The sequence below is a fragment of the Pseudonocardia sp. EV170527-09 genome, from assembly GCF_008369905.1.
GTDB lineage: Bacteria > Actinomycetota > Actinomycetes > Mycobacteriales > Pseudonocardiaceae > Pseudonocardia.
This window is the reverse complement of record NZ_VRMC01000059.1, coordinates 1-20,620: the sequence shown is the minus strand read 5'-3', so window position 1 is coordinate 20,620 and position 20,620 is coordinate 1. Positions and strand designations below refer to the sequence as shown.

The 20,620-nt window shown below is 74.2% G+C and carries 18 protein-coding genes; 13 read left to right on the top strand and 5 right to left on the bottom strand.

Going from position 1 to position 20,620, the window contains the following annotated elements:
• Positions 1–5 precede the first annotated feature (5 nt).
• Positions 6–1,181 carry an acyl-CoA dehydrogenase family protein gene (locus tag FVA95_RS18320; protein ID WP_240051573.1) on the bottom strand — a complete coding sequence of 392 codons (1,176 nt, stop codon included), beginning with the start codon at positions 1,179–1,181 and terminating at the stop codon, positions 6–8.
• A gap of 185 nt (positions 1,182–1,366) precedes the next feature.
• Here FVA95_RS18320 and FVA95_RS18315 point away from each other — a divergent pair, with 185 nt between their 5' ends.
• The 10 genes from FVA95_RS18315 (at position 1,367) to FVA95_RS18270 (ending at position 14,916) form a co-directional block, all read left to right on the top strand.
• A complete protein-coding gene (locus FVA95_RS18315) occupies positions 1,367–3,340 on the top strand; it encodes a TIGR03960 family B12-binding radical SAM protein (protein ID WP_149665287.1) in 1,974 nt (657 codons plus the stop codon).
• Complete coding sequence (locus tag FVA95_RS18310; protein ID WP_060712773.1) at positions 3,333–3,881, top strand: GNAT family N-acetyltransferase; 549 nt, start codon at positions 3,333–3,335, stop codon at positions 3,879–3,881. The genes FVA95_RS18315 and FVA95_RS18310 overlap by 8 nt, the downstream gene beginning before the upstream one ends.
• A gap of 162 nt (positions 3,882–4,043) precedes the next feature.
• On the top strand, positions 4,044–5,531 hold the full coding sequence (locus FVA95_RS18305) for an amino acid permease (protein ID WP_149665286.1): 1,488 nt from the start codon (positions 4,044–4,046) through the stop codon (positions 5,529–5,531).
• Positions 5,532–5,572: 41 nt separating this feature from the next.
• Positions 5,573–6,382: a TIGR03936 family radical SAM-associated protein gene (locus tag FVA95_RS18300; protein ID WP_193564378.1), complete on the top strand. Its 810-nt coding sequence runs from the start codon at positions 5,573–5,575 to the stop codon at positions 6,380–6,382.
• 172 nt (positions 6,383–6,554) lie between these two features.
• Positions 6,555–10,133: a translation initiation factor IF-2 N-terminal domain-containing protein gene (locus tag FVA95_RS18295; protein ID WP_240051572.1), complete on the top strand. Its 3,579-nt coding sequence runs from the start codon at positions 6,555–6,557 to the stop codon at positions 10,131–10,133.
• A 180-nt stretch (positions 10,134–10,313) separates the two neighbouring features.
• A complete protein-coding gene (gene rplU, locus FVA95_RS18290; RefSeq protein WP_020624746.1) occupies positions 10,314–10,619 on the top strand; it encodes a 50S ribosomal protein L21 in 306 nt (101 codons plus the stop codon).
• Between the two features lie 12 nt (positions 10,620–10,631).
• Complete coding sequence (gene rpmA, locus FVA95_RS18285; protein WP_020624745.1) at positions 10,632–10,889, top strand: 50S ribosomal protein L27; 258 nt, start codon at positions 10,632–10,634, stop codon at positions 10,887–10,889.
• A gap of 119 nt (positions 10,890–11,008) precedes the next feature.
• Positions 11,009–12,508, top strand: coding sequence for a GTPase ObgE (gene obgE, locus FVA95_RS18280; RefSeq protein ID WP_075311309.1), 1,500 nt, complete (start codon positions 11,009–11,011; stop codon positions 12,506–12,508).
• A 7-nt stretch (positions 12,509–12,515) separates the two neighbouring features.
• Complete coding sequence (proB, locus tag FVA95_RS18275; RefSeq protein ID WP_149665285.1) at positions 12,516–13,628, top strand: glutamate 5-kinase; 1,113 nt, start codon at positions 12,516–12,518, stop codon at positions 13,626–13,628.
• A 25-nt stretch (positions 13,629–13,653) separates the two neighbouring features.
• Positions 13,654–14,916 carry a methyltransferase domain-containing protein gene (locus tag FVA95_RS18270; protein WP_149665284.1) on the top strand — a complete coding sequence of 421 codons (1,263 nt, stop codon included), beginning with the start codon at positions 13,654–13,656 and terminating at the stop codon, positions 14,914–14,916.
• Positions 14,917–14,954: 38 nt separating this feature from the next.
• On the opposite strand, the gene FVA95_RS30885 is transcribed toward FVA95_RS18270, so the two are convergent.
• The 4 genes from FVA95_RS30885 to FVA95_RS18255 form a co-directional block, all read right to left on the bottom strand.
• Positions 14,955–15,125 (bottom strand): hypothetical protein, encoded by a 171-nt coding sequence (locus FVA95_RS30885; protein ID WP_161992350.1) that lies wholly within the window; start codon positions 15,123–15,125, stop codon positions 14,955–14,957.
• Between the two features lie 21 nt (positions 15,126–15,146).
• A complete protein-coding gene (locus FVA95_RS30880; RefSeq protein ID WP_161992349.1) occupies positions 15,147–15,542 on the bottom strand; it encodes a helix-turn-helix domain-containing protein in 396 nt (131 codons plus the stop codon).
• Positions 15,543–15,679: 137 nt separating this feature from the next.
• Positions 15,680–16,114, bottom strand: coding sequence for a nitroreductase/quinone reductase family protein (locus FVA95_RS18260; protein WP_149665282.1), 435 nt, complete (start codon positions 16,112–16,114; stop codon positions 15,680–15,682).
• A gap of 59 nt (positions 16,115–16,173) precedes the next feature.
• A complete protein-coding gene (locus FVA95_RS18255; protein WP_149665281.1) occupies positions 16,174–18,285 on the bottom strand; it encodes an ATP-dependent DNA helicase RecQ in 2,112 nt (703 codons plus the stop codon).
• A gap of 99 nt (positions 18,286–18,384) precedes the next feature.
• Here FVA95_RS18255 and FVA95_RS18250 point away from each other — a divergent pair, with 99 nt between their 5' ends.
• The 3 genes from FVA95_RS18250 to FVA95_RS18240 form a co-directional block, all read left to right on the top strand.
• Positions 18,385–19,278, top strand: coding sequence for a MoxR family ATPase (locus FVA95_RS18250; protein WP_149665280.1), 894 nt, complete (start codon positions 18,385–18,387; stop codon positions 19,276–19,278).
• A gap of 174 nt (positions 19,279–19,452) precedes the next feature.
• The gene (locus FVA95_RS18245) at positions 19,453–20,331 is read left to right on the top strand and encodes a serine protease (RefSeq protein ID WP_193564376.1); all 879 of its coding nucleotides are present in this window, start codon (positions 19,453–19,455) and stop codon (positions 20,329–20,331) included.
• 115 nt (positions 20,332–20,446) lie between these two features.
• Positions 20,447–20,620: leucine zipper domain-containing protein (locus tag FVA95_RS18240; RefSeq protein WP_149662471.1), on the top strand; the 174-nt coding region annotated here is incomplete at its 3' end.

The following is a 20,620-nucleotide window of genomic DNA, read 5'->3' as shown; positions in this document are numbered from 1 at the left end:
CCCGCTCAGCCCGCGACACCCGAGGACAGCGACAGCACCGGCACCGTCCCGTTCAGCACCGAGTCCCCGATCACCTGCTGCTTGTAGACGATCGGGTTGTGCACCGCGAGGGTGCGGGCGTTGCGCCAGTGCCGGTCCAGCGCCCGGTCGACGTCGACCGTGGAGGCGCCGCCCACCTCGAACAGCTCCGAGGTCGCGTCCAGGACCAGCTGGGGCACGGTCGACTGGGCCCGGTACACGTCGAGCTCGGCCGTCGGGCCGTGTCCGGGATCGGTGAGTGCCCGCTCCAACGAGGCCGCCGCGGCGTCGACCACGGCGGCGACGGTGAACGCGGCCGCGTCGACCCTGCCGACGACCTGCTGCACCAGCGGGTCGTCCTTGGGCAGGTCGGCGTTGCCGTAGGGCCAGTTGCGACGCCGGTCGCGCACGTAGTCGGCGGCGTCGTCGGCGGCGCGCCGGGCGATCCCGGCCAGCGCCGCGAGCTGGACGAGCTGCAGGAACGCCTGCCGGACCGGCTGGTGCACGTCGGTCGGCGCGGGCCGCACCTGGGCCGGGTCGACCTCCACCGCGGTGAACCGGGTGGTGCCGCTGGCCGTGAGCTTCTGCCCGAAGCCGCGCCAGTCGTCGACCCGCTCGACACCGGGGGCGGTCGTCTCGACCAGTACGGTCACCCGCTCGCCGTTCTCGTCGAGGGCGACCACGTCGACCAGGTCGGCGTAGAGCGTCCCGGTGCAGTAGAACTTCTCGCCGTCGAGCAGGAGCCTGTCCCCGTCGCGGCGGAGCACCGTGGTGGCGGAGTTGCGCACCACCCCGCCACGCTCGGAGATGGCGTTGCCGACCAGCCGCCCGGCCGCGATCTGCTCCACCCGCCCGCGCAGCACCGGGTCGTCCGCGGCGCCGGCCGACCACAGCTCAGCGAACAGGAGGTGGGTCCGCAGGGCCTGCGGGATGTTCGAGTCCGCCGCACCCAGCTCGACGAGCAGCCCGAACAGCTGGCGCAGCGAGGCGCCCGCGCCGCCGGCCTCCACCGGCAGCCGGACGGCGCCGAACCCGGCGTCGCGCAGGGCGGCGATCTCCGCCACGGGCAGGCGCCGGTTCAGCTCGCGTTCGACCGCACCGGCGGCGATCCGGTCGAACAGCGGGCGGAACCGGGCGTGCAGCTCGGCGTCGGTCACGGACACGGGGGTCTCCTGGGAGCTCGGGGACGACACACGTGGGAGCAAGGTCGGGAGGCGAGCGTAAGTCTCCCGCCCCGTGGGCCGCCGTGACCCGCGCCTCAGCCGGTGTGCGGGCGGCCGACGGTCCGCGTCCGGTCGGACACGACCCGCCGGTTCGTCCCGAACGGAGGTGGCTACCCTGGTGCAGCGTGGCACCCACCTCCGTCTTCCCCGCCCTGGAGCCGATCCTGCCCCGCGTCGCCAAGCCGGTGCAGTACGTCGGCGGTGAGGGGAACTCGCAGGTCAAGCCGTGGGACTCCGCGGCCGTCCGCTGGGCACTGCTCTATCCGGACGCCTACGAGGTCGGCCTGCCCAACCAGGGCGTCCAGATCCTGTACGAGGTCCTCAACGAGCGTGCCGACGCGCTGGCCGAGCGCTGCTACGCGGTCTGGCCCGATCTCGAGGCCCTGATGCGCGAGTCGGGGGTGCCGTCGTTCACCGTCGACGCCCACCACGCGGTCGGTGACTTCGACGTCCTCGGCGTCTCCTTCTCCACCGAGCTCGGCTACACCAACCTGCTCACCACGCTCGACCTGGCGGCGATCCCGCTGCACGCCCGCGACCGCGACGAGACCCACCCGGTCGTCGTCGCCGGCGGGCACGCGGCGTTCAACCCGGAGCCGGTCGCGGACTTCGTCGACGTCGCCGCGCTCGGTGACGGCGAGGAGGTCGTCGGCGACATCACCGACGTCGTGCGCGACTGGAAGGCGCAGGGGCGCCCGGGCGGGCGCCGGGAGCTGCTGCTGCGGCTGTCGTCGACGCCGGGCTGCTACGTGCCCTCCCTCTACGACGTGACCTACGCCGAGGACGGCCACATCGCTGCGGTCACCCCGGTCGACGAGCGGGTCCCCGCGACGGTCCAGAAGCGCACCACCATCGAGCTCGACGAGTGGCCGTACCCGAAGAAGCCGCTGGTCCCGCTGGCCGAAACCGTCCACGAGCGGGCCAGTGTCGAGATCTTCCGCGGCTGCACCCGCGGCTGCCGGTTCTGCCAGGCCGGGATGATCACCCGCCCGGTGCGGGAGCGGTCGCTGCAGGGCGTCGGGGAGATGGTCGACGCCGCCGTGCGGGCCTCGGGCTTCGACGAGGTCGGTCTGCTGTCGCTGTCGAGCGCCGACCACTCCGAGATCGCCGAGATCACCAAGGGCCTCGCCGACCGCTACGAGGGCACCAACACCTCGCTGTCGCTGCCGAGCACCCGGGTCGACGCGTTCAACATCGACCTGGCGAACGAGATCTCCCGCAACGGCCGCCGCTCCGGGCTGACGTTCGCCCCCGAGGGCGGCTCCGAGCGGATCCGCCGCGTGATCAACAAGATGGTCTCCGAGGACGACCTGATCCGGACCTGCGCCGAGGCGTTCTCCCAGGGCTGGCGGCAGGTGAAGCTGTACTTCATGTGCGGGCTGCCCACCGAGACCGACGAGGACGTCCTGGAGATCGCGGGCATGGCGTACCGCGTGATCAAGGCGGGCCGCGAGGCGTCCGGGCGCAACGACGTCCGCTGCACCATCTCCATCGGCGGGTTCGTGCCCAAGCCGCACACCCCGTTCCAGTGGGCCGCCCAGTGCGCCCCGGAGGTCGTCGACGCCCGGCTGCGCAAGCTGCGCGAGGCCGTCAACTCCGACCGGCGGATCGGACGCAACATCGGCATGCGCTACCACGACGGCGAGCCCTCGCTGATCGAGGGACTGCTCGCCCGCGGCGACCGCCGGGTCGGCGCCGTCATCGAGAAGGTCTGGCGCGACGGCGGCCGGTTCGACGGCTGGTCCGAGCACTTCTCCTACCGCCGCTGGGTCGACTCCGCCGCCGAGGCGCTGGAGCCGCAGGGTGTGTCGCTGGACTGGTACACCGTCCGCGCGCGCGGCGCCGACGAGATCCTGCCCTGGGACCACCTCGACTCCGGCCTGGAGCGGGACTGGCTGTGGGAGGACTGGCAGGACGCGCTGGCCGGCCGCGAGCAGGACGACTGCCGGTGGACGCCGTGCTTCGACTGCGGCGTGTGCCCGTCCACCGGCACCGACATCGAGGTCGGCCCCAGCGGGACCACCCTGCTGCCGCTGACCGTGGTCAACCCGACGGCCTCGGCCGCGGGGTCGCTCGGGGACGCACGCCCGGGTGACTGAGAACGGCTTGTCCTCGATCCCGGACCCGGCCCTCGCCGGCGCCGACGGGTCGTCCTGGGAGTACGGCGGCCGACGCCTGCGGGTCCGGGTCGCCGACGAGCGCGACGTCGCCGCGCTCGGCCGGCTGCGTCGGCTCTGGCTGGAGGAGCGTGCCGGGCGGCCGGTCGAGGACCCCTCGTTCGCCGAGTCCTTCGCCGCCTGGTGGCGGGTCGAGCAGCCGCGGCGTGCGTTCTGGGTGGCCGAGGCGGGCAGCGACCGCGCCGGCTGGACACCGGTCGGGTCGATCAACGTGCTGGAGACCGTGCAGATGCCCCGCCCCGGGGGCCGCGGCACGCGCAGCGGGCAGGTCGGCAACGCCTTCGTCCTGGCCGCGTTCACCGAGGCCGGCGTGCCGCGGGCGCTGCTCGCCGCGGTCGTCGCCCACGCCAGGGCCCGTGGGTACCGGCGGCTGATGCTGGCCCCGACCGCGGGCAGCGCCGCGTTCTACCGGCGTGCCGGGTTCCGGCCGGCCGGCGACACCCTGCTGGTCCTGGGCGACTGAGGGGGCCAACCCGGCGTTCGCGTCCGTCCGGTCGGCTCCGTCCCGCGGTGTCCGGATCGGATACGCGACGGTCACAGGGGCACGTGATCTCACGGGGAACGTCGAACTAGGGTCTGGCCGCACCGGGCGCGACGGCGTCCGGATCCGGCGTGGGGGGACCACATGGCGACGACGCACGACCCGGCGGGCAGCAACCGCCCGGACTTCTCCCACGAGGAGGAGGGCTATCACAAGGGTCTGGGGAAACGGCAGCTCCAGATGATCGCCATCGGAGGTGCGATCGGAACCGGGCTGTTCCTCGGTGCGGGCGGCCGGCTCGCCTCGGCGGGCCCCGCGCTGGCGCTGGTCTACGCGGTCTGCGGCGTGTTCGTGTTCCTGATCCTGCGGGCGCTCGGTGAGCTCGTGCTGCACCGGCCGTCGTCGGGGTCGTTCGTCTCCTACGCCCGCGAGTTCTACGGCGAGAAGGCGGCCTACGTGGCCGGCTGGCTGTACTTCCTCAACTGGGCCTTCACCTCCATCGTCGACGTGACGGCGATCGCGCTCTACATGAAGTTCTGGGGCGCCTTCTCCGACGCCCCGCAGTGGCTGATCGCCCTGATCGCCCTGGTCGTGGTGCTGGCGGCGAACCTGGTCTCGGTGAAGCTGTTCGGTGAGCTGGAGTTCTGGTTCGCGCTGGTCAAGGTGATCGCGCTGGTGGCCTTCCTGGTGGTGGGCACGGTGTTCCTCGCGGGACGGTTCCCGATCCGCGGCGCCGAGACCGGCATCTCGGTGATCACCGACAACGGCGGTCTGCTGCCCAACGGCCTGCTCGCCGCGGTGGTCATCACCCAGGGCGTGGTGTTCGCCTACGCCGCGACCGAGCTGGTCGGCACCGCGGCGGGGGAGATCGAGAACCCGGAGAAGGTGATGCCCCGCGCGATCAACTCCGTGATCGCGCGCATCGCGCTCTTCTACGTCGGCTCGCTGGTGCTGCTCGGCCTGCTCCTGCCCTACACCGCCTACCGCGAGGGCGTCAGCCCGTTCGTCACGTTCTTCGACTCGATCGGCGTGCCCGGTGCCGGCACCGTGATGAACCTGGTGGTCCTGACCGCCGCGCTGTCCAGCCTCAACGCGGGGCTGTACTCGACCGGCCGCATCCTGCGCTCGATGGCGATGAACGGGTCGGCGCCGGGCTTCACCGGCCGGATGAACAAGTCGGGAGTGCCCTACGGCGGCATCGGCCTGACCGCGGTGATCACCCTGCTCGGCGTCGGGCTGAACGCGGTGGTCCCCGAGCAGGCCTTCGAGATCGTGCTGAACATCGCCTCGCTGGGCATCCTCGCCAGCTGGGCCACGATCGTGCTCTGCCAGATCCGGTTCGTCCGGATGACCGAGTCCGGGATCCTCACCCGGCCCTCGTTCCGGCTGCCCGGCTCGCCGTGGACCGGCTACGCGGTCCTGGTCTTCCTGCTCGGGGTGCTGGTGCTGATGGGCTTCGACTACCCGGTCGGGACCTTCACCGTCGCCTCCATCCCGGTGCTGGCGGTGCTGCTGACGATCGGCTGGTTCCGGGTGCGGACCCGGGTCCGCGAGGCCGCACAGGAGCGTATGGGCTACACCGGCGCCTTCCCGGTCCGCGCCGACCGGCCGCACCCGCCGCACCGCGGCTGACCGGACCGGGCCCGGTCTCTAGACTCCGAGCCGTGGCACGCGTGAAGGCAGGAGCGGCGGCGAACCCGGCACCCCCGACGGTGCAGCGGGTCCGCCTGCGCTTCGCCAAGCGCGGCCGGCTGCGGTTCCTGTCGCACCGCGACGTCGCCCGCAGCTTCGAGCGCGCCGTCCGCCGGGCCGGCGTCCCGGTCGCGCACTCGCACGGCTTCAGCCCGCATCCGCGGCTGTCCTGGGTCGGGGCCGCCCCGACCGGTGCGGCCAGCGAGGCCGAGTACGTCGAGATCGGCCTGACCCGCGAGGTCGACCCGGAGCTGGTCCGCGCGGCGATGGACCAGGCGCTGCCCGACGGGCTCGACGTCGTCGCGGCCGCGACCGCGGTCCCGCCGGCGCTGGCCGACCGGATCGACGCCGCCCGCTGGCGGCTGGAGGTCCGCGGCATCGCCGGCGAGGAGGTGCGGGCCGCAGTCGAGGCGTTCACCGCGCAGGAGTCGGTCGTGGTGACCCGGCTGACCCCGTCCGGCCGCAAGGAGATCGACGTGCGTGCGGCCGTCGTCACTCTGCTCGTCGAACCGCAGGTGAACGACCCGGAGGGCGATCGTGACCCGTCCGGGTCGGCGGGTTCGCCGTCCCCGGTCACCGACTGTGCGATACTGACGGCGGTCGTACGGCTGACGACACCGACCGTTCGACCCGATGACGTACTGGGCGCGCTCACCGTCGTCGCAGACCTGGCGCCACCGGTACCGGTGACGGCCACCCGGTTGGCGCAGGGCCTGCTCGACGACGCGGGCGACCTGGTGGATCCGCTCGGTGCGGTCCCGGTGACCCGGGCCCGGCCGGACGCTTCCTGACCCGGACGGCGCACCGCCTCCGGTCCGGCGTCGAGCACCATCCCCGGAGATCGGGGAGCGACACCAGATGTGCCGCACCGCGCAACCCGCGCGTGCTGCGGAACGTACGCGCAAGGTCCCTGCGTGGCCGCCTCCGACGCGAGGCGCCCGGGGGCGAAGGAGCTGAATGTCCGTGAACGACACGCCCGCCGGTGACACCGGCGGGCTCTCCGAGCTGCCGGAGAAGATGCGGGTCCACGCCCTGGCCAAGCTGCTGGGGACCGCGAGCCGAGACGTCCTCGCCGCCCTGTCCGGGCTCGGCCAGGAGGTCCGCAGCGTCCAGTCCAGCATCACCCGGGCGACGGCCGAGCAGGTCGTCGCCGTCCTGCGTTCGGGCACCGAGCCCGCCGCGGTGTCGGCCGACCGGGCCCCGGAGCCGGCCGTCACCGACGCGCCCGACCCGGTGGTGACCGAGGTGCTCGCCGCACTCGACCTCGGTGCCGGCAGCGCCACCGACAGAGACAGCGACACCGACACCGGCGCCGACCCGGAGGTCGCCGCGGCCCCCGCCGACCCGTTCACGACCGGCTCCTCCCGGGCTCGCGGCGCGGCCGCACCGGCGCTCGCCCCGGTCTTCGCGGTCCCGATGTTCCAGGCCCCGGCCGCCCCGGGTGCCGCTCCCGCCGCGACCCCGGAGCCCGCGGGCCGCGACACCGCGGCCGAGCAGGCCGAGGACGGCCCCGGCGACGGCGCCCCCCGCAAGGGACGGAAGGGCCGCCGCCGCAAGGACCGCGATGCCGCCGCCACCGACGCCGCCGCGACCGACGGCACGACCGGCACCGACAGTGCCGACAGTGCCGACAGTGCCGACAGTGCCGACAGTGCCGGCAGCGCCGGCAGTGCCGGCAGTGCCGGCAGCGCCGGCAGTGCCGGCAGTGCCGGCAGCGCCGGCAGCGCCGGCAGCGCAGACAGCGCAGACAGCGCAGACAGCGCAGACAGCACCGGCGACGCCGGCGACCCGGCCCGTGTCGACGTGCCGGCCGGGGACTCCGCCGACGAGCGGGCCGAGGACCGGCCCGACTCCGACGACGACGGTGACGACGAGAACGGCAACCGCCGTCGTCGCCGCCGGGGCCGTCGTGGCCGTGGCCGCGGCAAGGGCGGCGAGGACTTCGGCGAGGACGGCGACGACTCCGACGAGTCCGAGGACCCGGGCTCCGAGGACTCCGGGGCGGACTCCGGGTCCACCGGGTCCGGCTCCGAGGACTCCGACTCCTCGGACTCCTCGGACGACTCCGACGACCAGTCCTCGGGCGGCTCGCGCCGGCGGCGGCGCCGTCGTCGTCGCGGGGGGTCCGAGGTCGAGGACCGTTCCGAGGACGACCCGCCCAACACCGTCACCCGGGTCCGCGAGGCCCGCAGCGAGTCCCGCCAGGACTCCGGATCGTCCTCCGACGACCAGGTCCAGGGCGTGCGCGGCTCCACCCGGCTCGAGGCCAAGCGCCAGCGCCGCCGGGACGGCCGCGACGCGGGTCGTCGCCGCCCGCCGATCCTGTCCGAGTCGGAGTTCCTGGCCCGGCGCGAGTCGGTCGACCGCCAGATGGTGATCCGCCAGCGCGCCGACCGCACCGAGATCGGCGTGCTCGAGGACGGCATCCTGGTCGAGCACTTCATCACCGGTGGCAACTCCGGCAGCTCGATGGTCGGCAACGTCTACCTCGGCCGCGTGCAGAACGTGCTGCCGTCGATGGAGGCGGCGTTCGTCGACATCGGGCGCGGCCGCAACGCCGTGCTCTACGCCGGCGAGGTCGACTGGGACGCCGCGGGCCTCAACGGCAAGGCGCGCAAGATCGAGCAGGCGCTCTCCTCGGGCGACCAGGTCCTGGTGCAGGTCACCAAGGACCCGGTCGGTCACAAGGGTGCCCGGCTGACCACGCAGATCTCCCTCGCCGGTCGCTTCCTGGTCTACGTCCCCTCCGGTGGTGCCGCGGGGATCTCCCGCAAGCTGCCCGACACCGAGCGCAAGCGCCTCAAGGAGATGCTGAAGGAGATCGTCCCGGCCGACGCCGGTGTGATCATCCGGACCGCCTCCGAGGGGGTCTCGCACGAGGCACTGGAACGCGACGTCCGCCGGCTGCAGGCGCAGTGGGAGGTCGTCAAGGAGAAGGCGAACAAGACCGGCCCCGGCGCGCCCAAGGCGCCGACGCTCCTCTACGAGGAGCCGGACATGCTGGTCAAGGTCGTGCGCGACCAGTTCAACGAGGACTTCTCGAAGCTGATCGTGTCCGGCGCCGACGCCTGGGACACCGTGTCCGGCTACGTCGAGCACGTGGCGCCCGAGCTCGCCGACCGGATGCACCGCCACACCGGCCCGTCCGACGTCTTCACCGAGTACCGGATCGACGAGCAGCTGCTCAAGGCGCTGGACCGCAAGGTCTGGCTGCCCTCGGGCGGCACGCTGGTGATCGACCGGACCGAGGCGATGACCGTCGTCGACGTCAACACCGGCAAGTTCACCGGCTCCGGCGGCAACCTCGAGGAGACCGTCACCCGCAACAACCTGGAGGCGGCCGAGGAGGTCGTCCGCCAGCTGCGGCTGCGCGACATCGGCGGGATCATCGTCGTCGACTTCATCGACATGGTGCTCGAGGCGAACCGGGACCTGGTCCTGCGCCGCCTCACCGAGTGCCTCGCCCGGGACCGTACCCGTCACCAGGTCGCCGAGGTGACCTCGCTCGGGCTGGTCCAGATGACCCGCAAGCGGGTCGGTGGCGGGCTGCTGGAGCACTTCTCCACCACGTGCGAGCACTGCCGCGGGCGGGGCGTCATCGTCTCGACCGACACCGGGCCGGACCACCAGCACGGCCGCTCCGGCAACGGTGCGCAGCACGGCAACGGCTCCGGGAACGGGAACGGCTCCGGAAACGGGAACGGCTCGGGCAACGGGAACGGCAGCGGCTCCGGGAACGGCGGCCACGCCGACTCCGAGGGCGGCGGACGCCGCCGCCGGCGTCGGGGCGGCAACGGCAACGGGGACTCCGGCCAGAACGAACCGGGCGACGGTGACTCCGGCCGCCAGGACCCGGGCCGCCAGGACACCTCGCGCCAGGAGGCCGACCGCAACGGCTCCGGCCACCGCAACGGCTCCGGCCGTCCGGACGGTCGGAGCGAGGGCCGGGACCGTGCCAGGGACGACTCCGGCGACACCGGGCGCGTCGACGCCGCGGCGGCGGTCGCGGCCGTCGCCGCGGGCAGCACCCCGAAGGGCGACGACGGCGCGGCCGCCGGAGCCACCGGGGGCTCCGTGCCGGCCACGGCCGACACCGCCACCACCGTCGACGCCGCGCCCGCACCCGCACCGGCCGACGACGAGACCGTCGTCGCCGAGCCGCGCGGTGAGCTGACCGGTTCCGCGGCCCCCGTGGTCGCCGAGCCCACCGGTGCCCCGCAGGCCGCGGCCCCGGCCCGGGACGTGGCCCCGGAGCCGACGGCGACGAGCCCCGCCCCGGAGCCCGACGCACCCGCACCACGCCGCCGCCGGGCCAGCCGCTCCGCCGGCCCGGTCCGCGGTGGTGAGGCGGTGGTCATCACGACCGCCTCGACGTCGGAGGAGTCCACTCCGCCGTCCGCCACGGCGACACCGGCCGACGCGGGAACGGCGGCCGTCCCGGCCGTCGCCGCGCAGCCGGAGCCCGCCGCGGTCGTCACCCGTACCCGCCGTTCGCGCCGGGCGGCCTCCCGCCCGGCGGGTCCGCCCCAGGACGGAGGGTGACAGTGACCCCGCCGGAGAGCACTCCGACGGGGTCGCGTAACCTTGACCGACAGAAGCCACGCCTCTGCACACGACAGTGTTCGGCACGGGGGCCGTGGTGTGCGCGCCGGGACCGGCGCGAGCTGTCACAGCCCGAGCGCACCAGATGCGCCCCCGATGTTCAGGAGTCGTGCGTCAGCGATGTACGCGATCGTCAAGACCGGCGGCAAGCAGTACAAGGTGGCCGTCGACGACGTGGTCACCGTCGAGAAGCTCGACGGTGAGCCCGGCGCCGAGATCATTCTGCCCGCCGTGCTGCTCGTCGACGGCGACCAGGTGACCACCGACGCCAGCGGCCTCACCTCCGCGGTGACGGCCACCGTCGTCGAGCACACCAAGGGTCCGAAGATCCGGATCCACAAGTTCAAGAACAAGACCGGGTACCACAAGCGTCAGGGGCACCGTCAGCCCCTGACGAAGGTCCAGGTCACCGCGATCGGCAAGTAAGGAGCCCGCGTCATGGCACACAAGAAGGGTGCGTCCAGCTCCCGTAACGGTCGCGACTCCAACGCCCAGTACCTGGGTGTGAAGCGTTTCGGCGGCCAGTCGGTCAAGGCCGGCGAGATCCTCATCCGTCAGCGCGGCACCGCCACCCACCCGGGTGTCAACGTCGGGCGCGGTAAGGACGACACGCTGTTCGCCCTCGCCGCCGGGACCGTCGAGTTCGGTTCCAAGCGCGGCCGCAAGACCGTGAACATCGTGCCGGCCGAGGTCTGAGCGACCCGCCAGCACAGCGACGCCGACGGCGGGTCACCCCGGTAACGGGGGGCCCGCCGTTCGTCGTGTCACCACCCACCGCGGCCCCGCCGCGGTACGACACCGACAGGAGCACCGTCATGTCCCGGTTCGTGGACCGCGTCGTGCTGCACGCGACCGCGGGTGCCGGGGGCAACGGCTGCGCCTCGGTACACCGCGAGAAGTTCAAGCCGCTCGGCGGCCCCGACGGCGGCAACGGCGGCCGGGGCGGCTCGGTCGTGCTCGTCGTCGACGCGGGCGTGCACACGCTGCTCGACTACCACCACCGCCCCCGCGCGGAGGCGAAGAACGGCACCCAGGGACAGGGGGCGTTCAAGCAGGGTGCCAACGCCCCGGACCTGGAGCTGCGGGTGCCCGACGGCACCGTCGTGCTCGACGCCGACGGTGAGGTCGTCGCCGACCTGGTCGGCGTCGGCACCCGGTTCGTCGCCGCCGAGGGCGGACGGGGCGGGCTCGGCAACGCCGCGCTGGCCTCCGCCGCCCGCAAGGCCCCCGGGTTCGCGCTGCTCGGCGAGCCCGGCGACGAGGTCGAACTGACCCTGGAGCTGCGCAGCCTCGCCGACGTCGGCCTCGTCGGGTTCCCCAGCGCAGGCAAGTCCTCGCTGGTCGCGGCGCTGTCCGCAGCCCGTCCGAAGATCGCCGACTACCCGTTCACCACCCTCGTGCCGCAGCTCGGCGTGGTCAGCGCCGGCGACGACACCTTCACCGTCGCCGATGTCCCGGGCCTCATCCCCGGCGCCGCCGAGGGCCGCGGCCTCGGCCTGGAGTTCCTGCGCCACATCGAGCGCTGCTCGGTGCTGGTGCACGTCGTGGACTGCGCGACCTTCGAGACCGAGCGCGACCCGGTGTCCGACATCGAGGCGCTGGAGACCGAGCTGGCGCACTACGCCGAGGCGCTCGGCACCAGCGCGCTGGGGGAGCGGATCGACCAGCGGCCGCGCCTGGTCGCGCTCAACAAGATCGACGTCCCGGACGCCGCCGACCTGGTCGACATGGTCCGCGACGACCTGACCGAGCGCTTCGGCTGGCCGGTGTACGCGATCTCCACCGCGTCCCGCGCCGGGCTGCGGGAGCTGAGCTTCGCGATGGCCGAGCGGGTCGCCGCGGCCCGCGCCGCGCGCCCGGAGGCCGAGCCGAGCCGGATCGTGCTGCGCCCGCGCGCCGTCGACGACACCGGCTTCACCATCACACCCGACCCGGAGCTCGACGGCGGGTTCATCGTGCGCGGTGAACGCCCCGAGCGGTGGATCCGCCAGACCGCGTTCGAGAACGACGAGGCCGTCGGCTACCTCGCCGACCGGCTCGCCCGGCTCGGCGTGGAGGAGGCGCTGGCCAAGGCCGGAGCCGTCCCCGGCTGCCCGGTCACCATCGGCCAGGTCACCTTCGACTGGGAGCCGTCCACCCCGGCCGGCGTCGCCGCCCTGCTCACCGGGCGCGGCACCGACATCCGGCTGGAGGGCAACGAGCGGGTCGGCGCCGCCGAGCGCAAGCGCGCCCGGGTGGCGCGCCGGGCGCACCTGTCCGACGCCGAGCTCGCCGCGGGCGCCCGCTACTCGTCGGACCACGAGATCGAGGAGTGAGACCGGCGTGAGCACGCGCGCCACGCTGGGCGCTGCGAAGCGGATCGTGGTGAAGGTCGGGTCGTCGTCGCTGACGAGCCTGACCGGCGGGCTCGACCCGGCCCGGCTCGACGCGCTGGTCGACGCCCTGATGGGGCGTCGCGCCGCCGGCACACAGGTGGTGCTCGTCTCCTCGGGGGCGATCGCGGCCGGGCTCGCCCCGCTGCAGCTGCGCAGGCGGCCGCGGGACCTCGCGACCCAGCAGGCCGCCGCGTCGGTCGGGCAGCTGCTGCTGGCCCACGCCTACTCGGCGTCCTTCGCCCGGCACGGGCAGGGCATCGGGCAGGTCCTGCTCACCGCCGACGACATGATCCGCCGCTCGAACTACCGCAACGCCCAGCGCACGCTGGAGCGGCTGCTGCAGCTCGGGTCGCTGCCGGTGGTCAACGAGAACGACACCGTCGCCACCGCCGAGATCCGGGTGGGCGACAACGACCGGCTCGCCGCACTCGTCGCGCACATCGTCGGCGCCGACGCGCTCGTGCTGCTCTCCGACGTCGACGGCCTCTACGACGGCCACCCGCGCGACCCCGGCACCTCGCTGATCACCGAGGTCGACGACCCGGCCGAGCTCGCCGGGGTCAGCGTCACCCGTCCCGGGTCCGGGCTGGGCACCGGCGGCATGGCCACCAAGGTGGAGGCGGCCGCGATGGCGTCGGCGGCCGGGATCCCGGTGCTGCTGACCGCCGCCGACCGGATCGCCGACGCCCTGGCCTGCACCGACGCCGGCCCGAAGGTCGGCACCGTGTTCCGCGCCGCCGGGACCCGGATGAGTGCCCGCCGGTTCTGGCTGCGGCACGCCGCCGACGTCCGCGGGGCCCTCGACCTCGACGACGGCGCGGTCGAGGCCGTCCGGAAGCGGCGTCGCTCGCTGCTCGCGGCGGGTGTCCACGGGGTCTCCGGCGACTTCGTCGCGGGGGACGTGGTCGAGCTCCGCGCCCCGTACGGCCGCCCGATCGCCCGCGGCGTGGTGTCCTACGACGCGACCGAGCTGCCGCACATGATCGGCCGCCGGAGCCGCGAGCTGCCCCCCGAACAGCGGCGCGAACTCGTCCACGCGGACGACCTCGTTCTGCTCTAGACGGCGGTAGGGGCACAATGCCCGCATGTCGGCCGACCGCGCCCGTTCCGCGCTGGTCGCGTCCCTGGTCAGCGCCGGCCGGGTGCGCACCCCCGCGGTCCGCGCGGCACTGGAGACGGTGCCGCGCCACCTGTTCCTGCCCGCCCTCGACCCCGGCGAGGCCTACGCCGACGTCGCCGTCCCGATCAAGGTCGACGACGGCGTGACGGTCAGCTCGGTCTCCCAGCCGTCGATGGTCGCGATCATGCTGGAACAGCTGGGGGCCGCGCCGGGGCACCGGGTGCTGGAGGTCGGCGCGGGGGCCGGCTGGAACGCGGCGCTGCTGGCGGAGCTGGTCGGCCCGGACGGAGCCGTGACCACCCTCGACATCGACGACGACCTGGTCGCCGGGGCCCGGGCGAACCTGGACACCGCCGGGTTCGACGGCGTCGACGTCGTCGCGGGTGACGGGGCGCTCGGCTACCCGCCCGGGGCGCCCTACGACCGCATCGAGCTGACGGTCGGCTCCACCGGCGTCCGGCCGGAGTGGGTCGCCCAGCTCGCGCCCGGCGGCCGGCTGCTGCTGCCGCTCACGGTCCGCGGCAGCCAGCTGTCGGTGGCGTTCGTCCACACCGCCCCGGGACGGCTGCGGTCGAGCTCGGTGCGCAGCTGCGCGTTCGTCCGGCTGCGCGGGGAGGGCGCGGACCAAGGGGCCGAGGTCTCGCTGCCCGACGGACGGTGGCGGGTGCAGCCCGCCTGCGGCTCCGACGACGCCGACGACCCGGACCCGCGGGCACTGGCCCGCGCGACCACCGGCGAGGGCACCGACCGGCCCGTCGCCGCGGCGGGCACGGTGGCGGACCTGTGGGACGGGCTCGGGCTGTGGGCCGCGATCGCCGACCCGGGGGTGGTGCGGTTGTTCGGCCCGGACGAGGGCGGGGCCGCGCCGGCGTTGTTCGACCTCGGTGGCGTCCGCGTGACGCTGGGCCTGGTCGCCGGCGACGGGTGCGCGGTGCTGCTTGCGGCCCCGGAGGCGACGGTGCGGGCCTGCGGGCCGGACGGTGACCTCGCCGCCGAGCGGCTGGCCGGCCTGATCGCGGGGTGGGTCGACGCGGGCCGGCCGCACGCGGCGGACCTGCGCATCGAGGCGGTCGTCCCGTCGCTCGCCGATCCCCGGGACGGGACCGACAGCGCCACCAGTGCCACCAGCGCCACCGGAGCGCCCGGGGCCGGGCCGGGCGAGGTGCTGGTGGACGGTGCGGGTACCCGGCTGACCCTGCGCTGGGGTCCGGCCCACGCCGGGGGCTGAGCGGCCCCCGGCGTGGGCCGACCGGGTGAGCGCACGGCTCAGACCTGCTCGACGTCGAAGTCGACCAGACCGCCCTGGATCTCGGTCGCGGTGGCGCGGACGTCGATCGAGTCCTGGCCGGAGGTGACCCGGCGGCCCACGGCCTGGCCGGTGGTGGGGGCGAGGTCACCGTCGCAGGTGGTGGCGGTGACCGTGACGACCGCGCCCACCGGCTGGCTCCTCGAGCAGCGTCAGGTCCTCGCCGGTCGCAGCGCCAGGTCCAGCACCGACACCGCCTCGTGCGGACGTCGCCGGGCCAGCACGGCGGCACCGCGGGCGGCGAGCTCCCGCCCCGCCCACACGTCGACCTGCCCGGGTCGCACGGCCAGGGAGTAGCCGCCGCTGCCGCGGACCAGCACCGTCGCGGCCCCGCGGGCCGTACGTCCGGGCTCCAGGACGGCCCGCAGCCGGGCGACGTAGGTGTGCAGCGCCTGCTTCGCGGCCGGTGCGGGCTCCCCGTCCCAGACGGCGTCGATCAGCAGGTCCTCGGTGGCCGGACGCCCGGCGGCGACGACGAGCGCGGCGAGCAGGGCGCGCGGGCGCGGCCCGCCGAGAGCCAGGTCCTCGCCGTCACGACGCGTCCGCACACCGCCGAGGACCGACAGCTGCAGTGGGGCCCGCCTGCGGGGGGACGGCCTCCACGGGCACGGTAGGATCGGGCATGTGCCGACCCCACGAAGGTGATCCGGATCCCCGGAATCATCTGCCCTGATGATGCGGCCGGTCAGCCGCGCGGCTCCAGGTGGACCAGCGGGATCTCCCGGCTGGTGCTGCGCTGGTAGCCGGCGTAGTTGCGGTACCGCTCCGTGACCTGCGGCCACAGCGTCGCCCGCTCGGCCGGGTCGGCGATCCGGGCGCGCATCGGCACCCGTGGCCCACCCTGCACGGCGACCTCGACGTCCGGGTCGGCACGCAGGTTGAGGAACCAGGCGGGGTGGCGGTCGTCGCCGCCCCGGGACGCGACGACGACGTACTTCCCGTCGCCGTGGATCGGGGCCGTGAGCAGCACCGTGCGCGGCTCACCGGAGCGTCGGCCACGGGTGGTCAGCTCGACGACGGGCATCCCCATCGCCGAGTGGCCCATCTTCCCGCCGGTCAGCCGGATCAGCAGCCGATGGCCCGCGTTCATGGCCTTGAGTGCGAAGTCGGGCGGGTTCATGCCCCGAGCCTACCGCCGGGTAGGGCTCGGTCGGCGGGCGTCGTCCTCCACGGGAGACCTCACCCGGCGACGGCCAGCACGAGCGGCAGCACCTCCGGCGCCCCGGCCCGCCGCAGCGCCCGCGCGGCGACGGTCATCGTCCAGCCCGAATCGACGACGTCGTCGACCAGCAGCACCGGCCCGTCGATCCCGGACAGGTCCGGCACGGTGGCGGCGTCGAGCCCCTCCCACACCGCGGCCAGCCGCCGGGCCGAGTTCTCCGCCGCCGCGGGACGCTCGCCGACGGGGGAGAGGGTGCCGAGCAGCGGCAGCCTGCCGATCTCGGCGATCCGTCGGGCGAGGTGGTCGAGCTGGTGCGGGCGGGTCCGCGAGCCGATCCCGACCACACCCACCGGCCGCTGATCCCAACCCCACCCGGCGAGCACCCGGACCAGCGCGTCGAGCACGTCGGCCGGTACCGGGTCGTCGCCGCCGGTGACGAGCTCGCGCAGCCGGGTGCCCCACCCGATGTCGGACAGCCGTCCGATCGCCCGGCCGGTGGCGGCCTGCTCGCCCGCGGCGATCTTCCCCGACAGCGGGACCCCGATGTCCTTCATCCCGGACGGCCACATCTTCCGTGGTGCCACCTCGATCCCGGGCCGGGCCAGGCGCTCGGTGGCGGCCTGCTCGCCGTCGGCGGACACCTCGTCGGACCAGACGGTGCCGGTGCAGGTGTCGCAGCGCCCGCACGGCGTCGGGTCCGGGTCGTCGAGCTGGCGGCGCAGGAACACCAGCCGGCACTCGGTCGTCGCGATGTAGTCGAGCATCGCCTGCTGCTCGGCACGGCGGGCGGCGTTCACGCGCTCGTGGCGCTCGGTGTCGTAGACCCATTCCCGGCCGGTGGCGATCCAGCCTCCCTTGACCCGCTTCGCGGCACCGTCGGCGTCGAGGACCTTGAGCAGCATCTCCAGCCGGGTGCGGGACAGGTCGACACGGGTCTCGATCGACGCGGTGGACTGGGGGCGGTCCGACAGCACCGCGAGGGTCTGGCGGACCAGGAGCTCGGGCGGGAACGCCAGTGACGCGAAGTAGGCCCAGATGTCGCGGTCCTCGCGACCGGGCAGCAGCACCACCTCGGCCCGGTCCAGCGCGCGCCCCGCGCGGCCGATCTGCTGGTAGTAGGCGACCGGCGAGGCGGGCGCCCCGAGGTGCACGACGAACCCGAGGTCGGGCTTGTCGAAGCCCATGCCCAGGGCCGAGGTCGCGACCAGGGCCTTCACCCGGTTCTCCATCAGGTCGGACTCGGCGGCCAGGCGGTCCTCGGGATCGGTGCGCCCGGAGTAGGAGCGCACCGCGACCCCGCGCTCGCGCAGGAACTCGGCCACGTCGTCCGCGGCCTGGACGGTGAGGGTGTAGATGATGCCGGCGCCGGGCATCTCGTCGAGCTTCGCCGCGAGCCACGCCAGCCGTCGCGCCGGGGTCGGCAGCCGGACCACGGCCAGGCGCAACGACTCGCGGTTCAGCGACCCGCGCAGCACCAGCGTGTCCTGCTGGTCGTGCCCCATCCCCAGCTGCTCGGACACGTCGGTGACGACCCGGTCGTTCGCCGTCGCCGTCGTCGCCAGCACCGGGATCCCCGACGGCAGCTCGGCGATCAGCGTGCGCAGCCGCCGGTAGTCCGGCCGGAAGTCGTGGCCCCAGTCGGATACGCAGTGCGCCTCGTCGACGACCAGCATCCCGGCGCTCGCCGCCAGCTTCGGCAGCACCCGGTCGCGGAAGTCGGGGTTGTTGAGCCGCTCGGGGGACACGAGCAGCACGTCGACGTCCCCGTTCGCGATGTCGGCGTAGACCGCGTCCCACTCGTCGGCGTTCGCCGAGTTCACCGTGACCGCCACGATCCCGGAGCGGATCGCGGCGTCGATCTGGTTGCGCATGAGCGCCAGCAGCGGCGACACGATCACCGTCGGGCCGGCGCCGTGGGCACGCAGCAGCGCGGTGGCGACGAAGTAGACCGCGGACTTCCCCCAGCCGGTGCGCTGCACGACCAGGGCCCGGCGGTGCTGGGCGACCAGCGCCTCGATCGCGGTCCACTGGTCCTCGCGCAGCCGGGCCTGCGGCCCGGCCAGCTGCTGCAGGACGGTCTCCGCGCGCTCGCGCAGGTCGGTGCTCGATGCGGTGGTCACGGCACCCATGGTGGACCCGACCCCCGACAACGATCCGACGCGGGCCGCCGGGGTGTGAGCCGGGCCACCCGTCCGACGCGTGGCGGTCCGGGCGTGCAGGATGATCGCGTGTCGTCCGACAGCCCTGCCCACCGCCCGGTCTTCGGCTCCGTGGCGGACGTGACCGCCCGGCTCGCCGACGCCGGCTACCTGGCCTCGACCGCCGTCGCGACGACGGTGTTCCTCGCCGACAGGCTCGGCAAGCCGCTGTTGGTCGAGGGCCCCGCCGGGGTCGGGAAGACCGAGCTGGCCAAGGCCGTCGCCGCGGCGACGGGGTCCGGGCTCGTGCGCCTGCAGTGCTACGAGGGCATCGACGAGGCCCGGGCGCTCTACGAGTGGAACCACGCCAAGCAGCTGCTGCGGATCACCGCCGGGCAGCGCGGCGGGGACGGCGCGGACTGGGACGCCACCCGCGACGACGTTTTCTCCGAGGAGTTCCTGCTCCCGCGCCCGCTGCTCACCGCGATCCGGCGCACCGACCCGACCGTGCTGCTGATCGACGAGATCGACAAGGCCGACGTCGAGGTGGAGGGCCTCCTGCTGGAGGTCCTGTCCGACTTCCAGGTCTCCATCCCCGAGCTGGGGACCGTCACCGCGAACCGGCGCCCGTTCGTGCTGCTGACCTCGAACTCCACCCGTGAGCTGTCCGAGGCGCTCAAGCGCCGCTGCCTGTTCCTGCACCTGGACTTCCCCGACGCCGACCTGGAGCGCCGGATCGTTCTCACCCGCGTCCCGGAGCTGACCGAGCAGCTCACCGACGCCCTGGTGCGCACCGTGCGGGTGCTGCGGGCGATGGAGCTGCGCAAGGCCCCGAGCGTCGCCGAGACGATCGACTGGGGACGGACCCTGCTCGCGCTCGGCCTCGACACCCTCGACGACGACGCCGTCCGCGCCACCCTCGGTGTCGTCCTGAAGCACCGCTCCGACGCCGACAAGGCCGCCGCCGAGCTCCGGCTGAACTGAACTGCGCGCACTGCGCGAACTGCACTGAACGGTCTCATGGCGTACCGCTGATCGGCCGTCAAGGTCTTCGCCCCTATGGAGTGAAGATCGGATCGATCGGCCTGCCGGGCGTAACCGGGACGGGTGGCGCGAGTTGTGCCGGATACACGCTCCCCAGCGACCGGAGGCCTACCGATGACCGCCCTCCCGGAACCGTCCCGTACCGCCCGCCGTCTCCTGCGCGCCGGACTGGCCGCCGGTGCCGCGCTCGTGGTCGGGCTCGCCACCGCCGGCACCGCGTCGGCGCAGGACGGGGCACCGGACATCGACGTGCACCCGGGTGTCATGACCCGCACCGGGCCCGAGGGGGCCCAGTGCACCGCGAACTTCGTGTTCACCGACGGGTCCGCGACCTACCTCGGGCAGGCCGCACACTGTGCGGGCACCGGCAGCTCCACCGACGTGGACGGGTGCGAGGCGGACTCGCTGCCGCTCGGCACCCCGGTCGAGGTCGAGGGCGCCACCGCACCGGGCCGGCTCGCCTACTCCTCGTGGCTGAGCATGCAGGAGCGGGGCGAGACCGACCCGGACACCTGCCTGTTCAACGACTTCGCGCTGGTCGAGCTCGCCCCGGACGACGCCGCGCGCACGAGCCCCGCGGTGCCGTTCTACGGCGGCCCGACCGGGGTGGCCGACGGCGTCGCCACCGGCGGGGTCGTCTACGGCTACGGCAACTCCTCGCTGCGCCAGGGCGTGCGTGCACTGCGGCCCAAGACCGGCACCTCCGCCGGCACCGCGGGCGGCGGCTGGACGCACACCGTGATCACCGTCCCGCCGGGCGTGCCCGGTGACTCCGGCTCGGGCTACCTGACCGCCGACGGCCGCGCCCTCGGTGTGCTCTCGACCCTGAACCTGGCCCCGGCGCCGGGCACGAACGGCATCAGCGACCTGCGGAAGATGCTCGACTACGCCAACGGTCCCGGCGGTCCCGGCGGTCTCGGTGGCGCACTGCGCCTGGTCGAGGGCGACCGCCCCTTCACCCCGCAGCCGGTGCCGATCGACCCCGCCTTCTAGGTGTGATGTCCAGGGAGGTTGTCCCGTCCGGGGGCGGTGAGTCTGGCTGACAGACGAAGGCCTCCGGTTGTGAAGTGGAGCTGTCTAGGAACCGCTTCACCCACCGGAGGCCTTCGTGTCCCACGCTAACGCCGCTCTGACCCCGCGCGCCCGGCTGCGGCTCGCTCAACTCGTCGTCGAGCACGGCTGGACCCACACCGCGGCCGCGACAATGTTCATGGTCTCCGCGCGGACCGCCAAGAAGTGGTCCGACCGCTACCGGGCCGAGGGGCCGGCGGGGATGGCCGAC